7 protein-coding genes are annotated in these 12,601 nt (G+C 49.9%); 4 read left to right on the forward strand and 3 right to left on the reverse strand.

What is annotated here, in order from left to right; translation table 11 throughout:
• Positions 1 to 187 precede the first annotated feature (187 nt).
• A complete protein-coding gene (locus LGT44_RS15805) occupies positions 188 to 1,447 on the forward strand; it encodes a leucine-rich repeat domain-containing protein (protein WP_230331542.1) in 1,260 nt (419 codons plus the stop codon).
• Positions 1,448 to 1,500: 53 nt separating this feature from the next.
• Here LGT44_RS15805 and LGT44_RS15810 read toward each other — a convergent pair whose 3' ends face one another.
• Positions 1,501 to 2,373, reverse strand: coding sequence for a metal-dependent hydrolase (locus tag LGT44_RS15810; RefSeq protein WP_225691051.1), 873 nt, complete (start codon positions 2,371 to 2,373; stop codon positions 1,501 to 1,503).
• Between the two features lie 41 nt (positions 2,374 to 2,414).
• Positions 2,415 to 3,260 carry an SDR family NAD(P)-dependent oxidoreductase gene (locus tag LGT44_RS15815; protein ID WP_230331543.1) on the reverse strand — a complete coding sequence of 282 codons (846 nt, stop codon included), beginning with the start codon at positions 3,258 to 3,260 and terminating at the stop codon, positions 2,415 to 2,417.
• Positions 3,261 to 3,488: 228 nt separating this feature from the next.
• Here LGT44_RS15815 and LGT44_RS15820 point away from each other — a divergent pair, with 228 nt between their 5' ends.
• A complete protein-coding gene (locus tag LGT44_RS15820) occupies positions 3,489 to 4,736 on the forward strand; it encodes a PucR family transcriptional regulator (RefSeq protein ID WP_230331544.1) in 1,248 nt (415 codons plus the stop codon).
• 459 nt (positions 4,737 to 5,195) lie between these two features.
• Here the strand turns inward: LGT44_RS15820 and LGT44_RS15825 are convergent, their stop codons facing one another.
• Positions 5,196 to 6,929 carry a histidine kinase gene (locus LGT44_RS15825; protein WP_230331545.1) on the reverse strand — a complete coding sequence of 578 codons (1,734 nt, stop codon included), beginning with the start codon at positions 6,927 to 6,929 and terminating at the stop codon, positions 5,196 to 5,198.
• Positions 6,930 to 7,327: 398 nt separating this feature from the next.
• Between LGT44_RS15825 and LGT44_RS15830 the strand changes: the two genes are divergently transcribed.
• Both LGT44_RS15830 and narH read left to right on the forward strand, forming a co-directional pair.
• Positions 7,328 to 11,044: a nitrate reductase subunit alpha gene (locus LGT44_RS15830; protein WP_225691047.1), complete on the forward strand. Its 3,717-nt coding sequence runs from the start codon at positions 7,328 to 7,330 to the stop codon at positions 11,042 to 11,044.
• Between the two features lie 20 nt (positions 11,045 to 11,064).
• Positions 11,065 to 12,600 carry a nitrate reductase subunit beta gene (gene narH / locus LGT44_RS15835; RefSeq protein ID WP_225691046.1) on the forward strand — a complete coding sequence of 512 codons (1,536 nt, stop codon included), beginning with the start codon at positions 11,065 to 11,067 and terminating at the stop codon, positions 12,598 to 12,600.
• Position 12,601 lies beyond the last annotated feature (1 nt).

The following is a 12,601-nucleotide window of genomic DNA, read 5'->3' on the forward strand; positions in this document are numbered from 1 at the left end:
GACGATACGAACAACCTCTGATAGGTTCGGCTCGTAGCGAGCCTGCGAGCGGAGAGAACGGAGGAGCTTGCGACGACGGTCATCCTCCAGATACTCCCTATAACTGACATTTTTGTTGATTAGTCTACGATGCCTGTATGGAAATCCCATATACTGCGTGAAATATGCCTCCGGTAATGGATTTCAAATGAGTCATTTGTACGACCAGTTTTCTGACAATATTTTCTATGCCAATACACTTTCTGGCGCAGACCCGGACGACGTCAAAGCGTTGTATGTTGCTTATCATGCTGAGTGCGTCGACCTCAGTGCTTATACCGGGCTGAATTATTTATCGTATGCTTTTTCTGTGATTGATTGTGCTGGTCTGGCACTACAGCATGAGCTTCGGCACTTTAGCTGCAGCAATTCATCACTGAGTAAAAAGCAGGGGCTTATCAGCCTGTTGCAAGCCAACCGCTCGCTGGCAGAACTGACGATCAACCAGCTGTCTCTGCCTGCGGAGGACGCAGCGCTGATATCCGGTTTTGCCGAGCTGCGCTATCTGACGGTCAGTGATACGGCAATGACAGCTGTTCCTGGCTGCTGGTCATTGCTGTCGCAGCTGCAGGAGCTGACTCTGGAAGCACAACCACTTACGCAGTTGCCGGATGAGCTGGAAAGTCTTGCAGCCCTTACCGCGCTGTCGTTGAAACAGTGCCGGTTCAGCGAGGTGCCCGGTGTTATTGGTCAGCTGAGTACGCTGAAAACGCTGGATCTCAGTGATAATCCGATCCGTGAGTTGCCTGAAAGTATGGCCAGGCTGACTGCTCTTGAGGAAATCGATCTGTCGGGGTGTCAGTTGGCCAGTTTGCCGGAGTGGCTGACCGATCTGCCGGCATTAAAAAAGGTGAATGTCAGAAACAATCCATTCACCGATCTTCCGCCAGCGCTTAAAAAATTAAAGTCGAAGCTTAAAATCGATCTTAAAGATAAAGCCTTATACGACAGCAGTGCGCGGGAAAAACTGATGCAAAAGTCCGGGCTGGTATCCGTATTTGCTGATTTTGGTTTCAAACTGATGGTGATTCAGAAACTGATGTATGAAGACAAAACCCTGAGGCCGGCTTTTGATGTCTGGGAATTTGTCAAACAGCCGGAAAACGCTCATATGGATCCTGATAGTGAACAAGCCTGTCAGGTTATGCCGGAGGTCAGAGATTATTTCCAGAAGCTCGGTATTCCCCAGCATTTGTTAGCCGATATCACTGAGCTTTGTGCAGATGGTGGTGATGACATTTACAGCCAGCTGGCCCCGCACTGGAGTGGCAGCGAAGACTATTTTGATATGCACTCTGCGCGGGATATTCGTCACCTGCCGAAGCTTAAAGTGATTGAGTCTCCCTTTTTAACAACTTTATTTTGTGATGAAGCGGATGCCTTTGATGTTGAAGTGATTGCGCTTTAAATTCAGCCCCGGAGCAAATCTCCGGGGCTTCAGACGCCATTCCTGAGTTCTCCTCAATACGCCGCCGCCAGCAGCGCATCACAGGCCTGATGCGGGTTGCCGGTTGAATCGTATACCCGAACCCACTCACCGTAGTTGTGAATTACCGGAATATCTTCCGGGTGGAAGCTCGGCTTAAAGTACATTAAAAGCTTTGGCAGCATGGATGACAGGATACCTTTGCGGCCATACATCCAGTTCAGGTTTTTAATAAACATCATGCGGCGCTGGAACCAGTTATAGCCATCGGTTTTCAGCAGTACATCGGCGTAGTCAAACATCACTTTGGTGGTGTGGCGGGTGGCGATTACCATTGCCGTACAACGTTTGATATAACCAACTTTAGCGACGGTTTTCATTACGTTGAAGGCCACCGAGCGGTGCTCCATTTCTTCAATCGCATGCCAGGCCAGCAGGGCGCGCATTTTCGGATGAATGTCGGCGGTTACTTCTTTGCGTGAGAAAAAGGTTTCTGCCAGCAGTGCGGTAAAGTGTTCGTAGGCTGCGGTTAAGGCCAGATTAAATTCGTCGGAATACTTTTTCTGATCTCTTTTAATGTATTCCTTAAGCTCATTCAGAATAGTTTCCATCGGCATGCCCTGTGCCGCCAGCAGATCATTGAATTTGGTGTGGGCAATACCGTGCTGCGCTTCCTGCATGGTGAATTCTTTTACATCGTGCTGCAGTTTCGGGTCGGTAATGCGGTCGCGGAAGGCGCGTACGCTGGAAATAAAATAGCGCTCACCATCAGGAAAGCTGAGCTGCAGTGCATCCATTACGCGGGTTCTGAACGGGTCGTTGCCATTCCAGTATTTCGGGAAGTCGGCGTCCAGACCGAAGTCGATATCCTTGCGCGCTTCAATGCTTGGCTGAAATTTTGTATTCATAATGTCTCCCTGTTGAACAGATGCCATTGGTTATTTTTCTGTCAGCTTCGTGATGAGGATGTGGAGTATTGTTCGAGCACCGCGTAGTGCTCCGGGTCGCGCATATCGCCCATTTCGCGGTGCAATATGCGGTTACGCAGTTTCAGTGGCAGCAAAGTAAGGAAACGCAGCAATGATGACTGATAACCAAAAATCATGCGTTGCTTACCGCTTTGGATGCCTTTAATTACTTCGCGTACGGCAAACAGCGGATCGGTTTTCAGATATTTTTCTTCGAATTCGGCGCCGTTTTTCGAATGTTTGGCGATATTGGTTTTAATACCACCAGGATGCACCAGATGTACTGAAATGGGTGTGTCGGCGAGCTCAACCATGAGTGATTCGGTAAAACCGCGTACGGCAAATTTAGACGCGCAATAATCGCTGGTGCCGGGCGTTCCTAACAGGCCAAATACGCTGGAAACATTCACCACAGCACCTTCCTGATTGGCCAGCAACTGTGGCAAAAAAGCTTTGGTGATATACACCACGGCAAAGAAATTCACCTGCATGGTGGTGTGATACTGGCCATTATCCTGCACCCAGACCGGTGCGCCGCCACCGCCGATACCGGCGTTGTTAATAATGATGTGGGCATTACCCAGCTCGCGTTTTACCTTACCCGCAAAGTCCGTCACGCTCTCTTCGGCAGCAATATCCAGCACTTCACTCAGGCTGTTTTTACGGGTGATGGCCTTCACCATGTTGTGGGTTTCAGCCAGCTGTTCTGCGTTGACATCGGTGATGGCAACCAGTGCGCCGAGGCGGGCAAACTCCAGTGCGTATTCCCGTCCCATGCCGGATGCGGCGCCGGTAATCACAACCACTTTGTCGGTAAAATTTTTCACGGTTTGGCCTCTTATTATTGTTTGCCATTACACGTCTGCGCGCGTCTGCTGGTCTGTACTGCAGCACCTGCAGGCATCAGAACGCCGGGCAGATGGCTGCCAGTCTGATCCGGCTATTCGCTGAGTCTGGTCATCTTATGAACGGAACTCCGGCTCATCAATGTACAAAACAACACTGATGTGGGTATATTTGGTGCACTTTGCACAGGCGCTAACAATGGAGACCTTATGAAACTGGCCGTCAGTAGCCGGCAGCGCTGGCCCAGCGTATCGCCACGGATTCTTGAGCTGATGCGCACCGGCGCAGAGCTGGCGCTGCAACTGGCGACCAGTCCTGAGGTTCTGGACGAGCTCGAAGGCGGCAACTTCAAAACGGTGGGGGCAGAGACTCAGTACGTTGACCCGCTGTTATCGGCCCGTCAGCGGCGCGCTATCCGTGCCGGTACCATTCACTGGCTGAACGCCATCATCGAACGGCCCGATCAACCGGTCAGTGCTTTTCTGGTGGAAGAGGCGGTGCTGGGACTGAGTGAAATTTTTTCGACTCAGGCTGCTCAGGTGCTGCTCAGTAATGCGCGCTCGGTGCAGGATATTGCCTGGCAATACTGGATGAAAATTGTTTTCCAGCTGACTCAGGACCCGCTGGAATTACAGCAACTGCTGGAGATTTCTTCGGTATCGATCAATACCTTTATTGATGACAGTCTGCAGCTGGGTATCCAGCGTATGAAACAGGATGCAGAGGCGCGTAAAAGCGGCCAGCTGGAAGAACAGCGCGAGCGTATTTCGCAGATTGTGGCCGGCGAGGCGATGGACCTGGCCGCCGCCGAGCGGCTGCTGAATTATCCTTTTGCGCAGACTCATCACAGCGCCATTATCTGGAGTGAGGAAATTGATACCGAAATTTCTGATCTGGAGCATCTGGCCACTGCGTTTCAGAAAGCCTGCCAGCAAAAAACCTCATTAAAAATCATCGTCAGCCCATCACTGATCTGGGTGTGGTCGGCAGCAGAATTTCCGGTGAACGAAAAAGTGCTGGAAATGGCGTTAAAGAAAAAAGAAAACATCCGCATCAGTTATGGCGAAGGCGGCAACGGCGTGGATGGTTTTCGCCGTTCGCATCTGGATGCACAGGCGGCGCAGCGGGTTCTGGGACGGTTAAAATCCAACGTGCAGCTGGTGAGTTACGACCGTGTGCGTTTAATGGCTTTTTTATCCAAGGATGCAAAATCCATCCAGCATTATTCCGGGCACGTACTGGGCGAGCTGGCGCAGGCACCGGCGGCGGTGCGCCAGTCATTGCACGCTTTTCTGGAGTGCGGCTGTAATGCTACTGAAGCGGCAAAACGACTGCACACCCACCGCAACACCTTATTAAGACGGCTGGCGAAAGCCGAAGACATGCTGCCACGGCCACTGGCCGAAAACCGTATTCAGGTGGCGGTGGCGCTAGAGGCCCTGTACTGGATTTTGTAAATGCACGCTGCCATTTTCTGAACCGGGCGTGGCAGTGGAGCCCCATTTACCCCTGACTAGGGCCTGTCGACACTAATTGAATAGGCCCTGCTGAGAGCTGGCTTTTCTCAGAACAAGGAGAGAGGAGTGATATTGTCAGGAACATCCATGTTCCTGACCCTGCGGGCTTCGCGCCCATCTGCTCCGGGCAGGTGGGTAGCGGGCTAAATGAATGACGAACGACGACGTTAATGGGGAAAACTGGCCTCAGCCCGAAGGGTTATGGCTAAAAATTCCTCATCCTGCGTTGCTGTTCGCTCGCTTAACCCGTTACCAATCTGTCTGGAACAGATTGGCGTGCCAACCCCGAAGGGGTGAAGCACAGGGATGTGCTGAACATCCCACACTCTCAGCGCCTTGCCTGAGAAATTTTTAGCCTATAACAGGCCTGTCTAATTAGTGTCGACAGGCCCTAGGGTTTCAGGCTCCGGTTTCAGGTTCAGACTTTCGCACAGACTCGGGGGTAAAGCTGAAATAGACGCCGGTTCCCCCTTCGTTACGTCGTTTAATTTCCGCATTGCCGGAAAGCTGATAAGCCCGCTCCTGAATAATCGCCATGCCATAATGGTTACGTTTTTCCGGATCAGTATTGATACCGATGCCATCGTCTTCGATTTCCAGCGTTACTTCTTGCTGGTCATTACTGCAAAGGCTGATGTGTATGTTTTTACCATGAGAGTGGTGGATGGCATTCTGGCTGGCTTCGCGGATTATCTGTAATAAATGAATTTCTTCCTGAGGTGATAAGGGGATATTAAAAATATCGTAGTTCAGGGATATTTCCATATTGGATTGCTCGTGGAACTGATCTACGGTTTTCTGCAGCGCATCAAGTAATCCTTTACCATCGACTTTAAGGCGGAAGGTTGTCAGCAGTTCGCGCAGTTGCCGGTAGGCAGAATCCAGACCCTGTTTAAGTTCAGCAGAGACGTCCATCATTATTTCAAAGTCAGAACTGCCGATGGCACGGTTAAGGCGGGTTACCTGAATTTTCAGATAAGACAGAGCCTGAGCCAGTGAGTCGTGCAGTTCACGGGCGATAACGTTACGTTCTTTCATCAACGTAATCCTGCGGATGTTTTCCTCTTCACTCTGCAGGCTCATTGCAATAGCAAACAGATTGGCAACGGAGGTAAACAGATCACGCTGCCAGCGCAGCAGTGACTCCGGATGACTGTTTAGGGTCAGAACACCATAGTCTCTGTTTTCTCTTGAGATCGGGAAATTAATCTGGGATGTATTGTCGGTAGTTTGCGTCAGGCAGTCTCGGCAATTGCGTGAGCGGCAGTCATCATCCAGCTCTTTACTGCCATTAATCTGCAGATATGGAATATCCCCGCTTTCTGTCAGCAGGCAGAGTTCAATATTGTCGATACCTGTTACTACGGAAAGCTCTTTCAGGATGTTATTAAAATCTTCTTTCCTGATTTCATGGGTACTGGTTCGTCTGGCCAGATTGTAGAGAAAGCTGAGCGTTTTATTGCTGTTCTGCAGCTCAGCTGTTTTCTCTTCAACCTGTTTCTCCAGCGATTCATACATATAAGAAATGGCTTTGCACATATGTTCAAAAGAACGGGAAAGCACACTCAGCTCATCGGTACCTTCCGGTGGTGATATATTGCAGGAAAAATCACCACGGCTGATCTGGCGGGCGGTATTGGTCAGCTCACTCAGCGGTACGGTAAAGCGCAGATGTATCCAGTAGATAACAATGGCAGACAGAATCACGGTAATAAAAAACGCAATAATCTGAAAAGTTCTTAACGTCCGTATTTTTCCTTCGGCGTTATGCTGAATAATCAATACCAGGCGATTCAGGTCATCAACAAAGGCATTAACAAGATTTAATTTTTCTTCAGCTTCTGTTTCTGAATCACTGACTTTATCGGCCAGTAATATTCCCCGCTCACCGAGTTCGTTAAAAAACTCTGTTGATTCGGCATTTCTGACGACATTTTTCATTATTGGGTTATTGAAAATACTGCGGATGATTTCTTTATTGTCATTCACCGCTTCGGGATCTATCAGCAGCCGATAGCTGTGCATCCGTAAAGAGCCTGCACTGTTAATAGCATAAGCATCATTATCGGTCTGATCTGAGAGCCAGTAAGAAACCAGAATTGTTGATATCGCCATCAGAATAATGGCGCTCATTGCGAGATTGATCCGGGTAATAACCGATGTCTGTTTCATAGTTTGAAAACGGTAAATACGACTGAAAGGTTATCTTACCTGCAGTATGTACTCAGGGATATGGCTGTTATTACCGAACTATATGCGAATGCTTATTATTAGATAGGATTACTTTTAGCTACTCCCCTTGCTTTCGCGGGATTGATTCAGCGCAGTATTTTTTAGGGGTAAAAAATAAAACCCTTTAAAATCAATGGTTTGAAAAATAGTTCATTTACCACTTTGTGAGTATTTTTGTGCGCAGGACGACGTTTTCCGGCCCGTGACGCCGGCCCGGCCCCATCGTTAATTGGTGCAATCTGAGTAGTATATCTCCGTATGTTTATAGCCGGTCTTTCGGGACACATCAGGAGTTAGCTATGAGTCACCTACTGGAGAAACTTCGGTTTTTCAGAACTCGTAAAGAGTCTTTCGCCAATGGCCATGGTGCCACAACGGATCAGGATCGCAGTTGGGAAAAAGGTTATCGTCAGCGTTGGCAGCATGACAAAGTCGTGCGTTCTACCCATGGTGTGAACTGCACAGGTTCATGCAGCTGGAAAATCTACGTTAAAGATGGTCTGGTTACCTGGGAAACCCAGCAAACCGACTACCCGCGCACCCGTCCGGATTTACCTAACCATGAGCCCCGTGGTTGTCCGCGTGGCGCCAGTTATTCCTGGTATATCTACAGTGCTAACCGCCTGAAGTATCCGAAAGTCCGTGGTCAGCTGATGAAACTTTGGCGTGAAGCCAAAGCGCAGCACAGTGATCCGGTAAAAGCCTGGGAATCTATTGTTTCTGATCCGGTAAAAGCAAAAAGCTACAAAGAGCGTCGCGGTCTGGGTGGATTTGTCCGTGCCAGCTGGGATGAAGTCAATGAGCTGATTGCGGCATCCAACGTTTATACCACCAAAACTTACGGCCCTGATCGTGTTTCCGGTTTCTCGCCGATTCCGGCAATGTCGATGGTTTCCTATGCTGCCGGTGCCCGTTACCTGTCGCTGATCGGTGGTAACTGCCTGAGTTTCTATGACTGGTACTGCGACTTACCGCCAGCCTCTCCGCAAATATGGGGTGAGCAGACCGACGTGCCGGAATCGGCCGACTGGTATAACTCCAATTATATTATTGCCTGGGGTTCGAATGTTCCTCAGACCCGTACGCCTGATGCGCACTTCCTGACTGAGGTTCGTTATAAGGGTACCAAAACCTGCATTATTACTTCGGATTATTCTGAAGCTTCTAAATTCGGCGATACCTGGCTGGCTCCGCGTCAGGGTACCGACTCGGCACTGGCGATGGCTTTCGGTCATGTCATCCTGAAAGAATTCCACGTTGATAAGCCAAGCACTTATTTTACCGACTACAGCAAACGCTACACCGATATGCCGATGCTGGTCATGCTGGAAGAAAGCAATGGTCATCTGACCGGTGGACGCTTCCTGCGGGCAGCCGATCTGGTAAACAATCTGGGCGAAGATAATAACCCTGACTGGAAAACCATTGCCCTTAACAGCAACGGCAGTATGACCAGTCCGAACGGTTCTATTGGTTATCGCTGGGGCGAAAAAGGTAAATGGAACCTGGAGCAGAAAGACCGCAGTGGTGATGTTGATCTGGTTTTATCACTGAAAGATCAGAACGACGGTATTGCTGATGTTGCTTTCCCATATTTTGGTGGCGCACCGCACGAATATCAGTATTTCCAGCACACTGAGCACAATGAAATTCAGCTGCGTAAAGTACCGGTTAAATCGGTTGAACTGGCCGATGGTACAACCGCTAAGGTAGCAACTGTATTTGACCTGATGCTGGCGCATTACGGTGTGGATAACGGCATCGGCGATAGCAACCGTGCCAGCAGTTATGATGATGACGTGCCTTATACACCTGCCTGGCAGGAAGCTATTACCGGTGTTAACCGTGCCGATGTGATCCGCGTTGCCCGTGAGTTTGCCGATAACGCCGATAAAACCCGTGGCCGTTCCATGGTTATCGTTGGTGCTGCACTGAACCACTGGTATCACATGGATATGAGCTATCGCGGTCTCATTAATATGCTGATGATGTGTGGCTGTGTTGGTCAGACTGGTGGTGGCTGGGCGCACTATGTGGGGCAGGAAAAACTGCGTCCGCAAACCGGCTGGACTCCGCTGGCCTTTGCACTGGACTGGCAGCGTCCGCCACGCCATATGAACGGTACTTCGTTCTTCTATAATCACTCCAGTCAGTGGCGCTATGAAAAGCTCAACATGAGCGAAGTAATTTCACCGCTGGCGCCAAAAGAGCGCTGGACCGGCAGTATTATCGATTTCAACTCCCGCGCCGAACGTATGGGCTGGTTGCCTTCTGCGCCACAGCTGGGAACCAACCCTCTGCACCTGGCGGATAAAGCCAAAGCGGCTGGCCAGGAAGTGCAGGATTATGTGGTTGATCAGCTGAAGAAAGGCGATCTTAAATTCGCCTGTGAGCAGCCGGATAATCCGCAGAATTTCCCGCGCAATATGTTTATCTGGCGTTCTAACCTGCTGGGTTCTTCCGGTAAGGGCCATGAATATATGCTCAAACATTTCCTGGGTACCAAGCATGGTCTGCTGGGTAAGGATCTGGGCGAGTTTGGCGGTCAGAAACCGGAAGATGTTGAATGGGTTGATCAGGGTGCAGAAGGCAAGGTTGATCTGTGGGTGACACTGGACTTCCGTATGTCCACCACCTGTCTGTATTCCGATATCGTTCTGCCGACGGCCACCTGGTACGAAAAAGACGATATGAATACCTCGGATATGCATCCGTTTATTCATCCGCTCAGTGCTGCCATTGATCCGGTTTGGGAAGCACGCTCTGACTGGGAAATCTTTAAAGGCATTGCCAAAGAATTCTCCCGCGTCTGTGTTGGCCATCTGGGTGTGGAAAAAGATCTGGTCACTATTCCGATGCATCACGATACACCGGCAGAACTGGCGCAGCCTTATGGTGTAAAAGCCTGGTGGAAAGGTGAGTGCGAACCGGTACCGGGTAAAACAATGCCACACCTGAATGTGGTTGAGCGTGATTATCCGAATACTTATGCACGTTTCACCTCGATCGGTCCGCTGCTGGAAAATATCGGTAATGGCGGTAAAGGCATCAGCTGGGATACCAAAGATGAAGTGAAACTGCTGCGGCAGCTGAACTACACCCATACCGATGAAGGTATTAATAAAGGTATGGCCAAACTGGATACCGCGATTGATGCCTGTGAAATGATTCTTACCCTGGCTCCGGAAACCAACGGCCATGTGGCTGTTAAAGCCTGGGAAGCTCTGGGTGAATTTACCGGCCTCGATCACACCCACCTGGCGATACCGAAAGAAGAAGAGAAAATCCGCTGGCGCGATATTGTTGCCCAGCCACGTAAAATTATTTCGTCACCAACCTGGTCTGGTCTGGAAGACGAACATGTGTCCTATAACGCCGGCTATACCAACGTTCACGAACTGATTCCATGGCGTACCGTTACCGGCCGTCAGCAGTACTATCAGGATCATGAATGGATGCGCGATTTTGGTGAGCAGCTGTGTGCTTACAAGCCACCGATTAATCTGAAAACCGTTGAGCCTGTTCTGAACAAAAAGCCAAACGGTAATAAAGAAATCGTTCTGAACTGGATTACGCCACACCAGAAATGGGGTATTCACAGCACCTACTCTGACAACCTGCTGATGCTGACACTGTCACGCGGCGGTCCGATTGTCTGGATGAGTGAAGTCGATGCCAAAGAAGCCGGTATTGAAGATAACGACTGGATCGAAGTCTTCAACGTTAACGGTGCCATTGCCTGTCGTGCGGTTGTTTCTCAGCGAGTGCCTGAAGGCATGAGCATGATGTACCACGCACAGGAACGGATCGTAAACGTACCGGGAGCAGAAACAACAGGCACCCGTGGTGGTATTCACAATTCGGTTACCCGTGCGGTGATGAAACCAACCCATATGATCGGTGGTTATGCTCAGCAGGCCTATGGCTTCAACTATTACGGTACGGTCGGCTGCAATCGTGACGAATTCGTCATCGTGCGCAAGATGAATAAAGTCGATTGGCTGGACACCAAATAAGGGTGGAGTGAGGTAATTATATGAAAGTCAGAGCTCAAATCGGCATGGTGCTGAATCTGGATAAGTGTATTGGTTGTCACACTTGCTCCATCACCTGCAAAAACGTCTGGACCTCCCGCGAAGGGGTCGAATACGCCTGGTTTAATAACGTAGAAACCAAGCCTGGTATTGGTTTTCCGAAAGAATGGGAAAATCAGGAAAAATGGAATGGCGGCTGGAAGCGTGACGCTAACGGCAAGCTGCAGTTGAAAATTGGCGGCAAATTGCGGGTTCTGGCGAATATCTTCGCTAACCCGGATCTGCCGGAAATTGACGACTACTACGAGCCGTTCGATTTTGATTACCAGTATCTGCATAACGCGCCGGATAAAAAGCATCAGCCTGTGGCCCGTCCACGCTCGCTGATTACCGGCCAGCGTATGGAGAAAATCGAATGGGGTCCGAACTGGGAAGAAATTCTCGGTACAGAATTCGAAAAGCGTAAAGCGGATAAAAACTTTGATGATGTCGTGCAGAAAGATATTTACGGACAGTTTGAAAAAACGTTCATGATGTATCTGCCACGTCTGTGTGAACACTGCCTGAATCCGGCCTGTGTTGCGGCCTGTCCATCGGGTGCCATCTACAAGCGTGAAGAAGACGGTATCGTTCTGATCGACCAGGAAAAATGCCGCGGCTGGCGCATGTGTGTATCGGCCTGCCCGTATAAAAAGATTTATTACAACTGGAAATCCGGTAAGTCCGAGAAGTGTATTTTCTGCTTCCCGCGCATTGAAGCCGGTCAGCCTACCGTCTGCTCGGAAACCTGTGTAGGCCGTATCCGTTATCTTGGTGTATTGCTGTATGACGCTGACAAAATCGAAGCGGCAGCCATGACACCGAATGAAAAAGATCTGTATCAGTCACAGATTGATCTGTTTCTTGATCCGGAAGATCCGCAAGTTATTGAAGCCGCCCGTAAAGAAGGCATCAGTGACAACTGGATTAAGGCGGCCCAGCGTTCTCCGGTTTATAAAATGGCAATGGACTGGAAAGTGGCTCTGCCACTGCATCCGGAATACCGCACTCTGCCAATGGTTTGGTATGTACCGCCACTGTCTCCGATTCAGACCGCTGCCCAGGCAGGTCATGTGGGTATGAATGGTGTGATTCCGGATCTGAAATCACTGCGTATTCCACTGCGCTATCTGGCTAATTTACTGACTGCCGGTGATGAAAAACCGGTTGAGCGGGCACTGGAGCGCATGATCGCTATGCGTGCTTTCAAGCGTTCACAGCAGGTGGACGGTGTGGAAGATCTGGATGTGCTGCAACAGGTAGGGCTGACCGCCGTTCAGGTGGAAGAAATGTACCGCTATATGGCGCTGGCTAATTACGAAGACCGCTTCGTTATCCCGAGCAGCCATACCACCTATGCCGAAAACGCTTATGACCTGAAAAGCAGTTGCGGTTTCAGCTTCGGTAATGGCTGTGGTGATGGTAACAACAGTGTGAACCTGTTCGGATCTCAATCTGCCGGTGTGCGTCAGGTTATCCCGGTTGTGGTAGAGGAATAAA

Source organism: Thalassolituus alkanivorans, from assembly GCF_020447205.1.
In the GTDB taxonomy this organism is placed as follows: domain Bacteria; phylum Pseudomonadota; class Gammaproteobacteria; order Pseudomonadales; family Oceanobacteraceae; genus Venatoribacter; species Venatoribacter alkanivorans.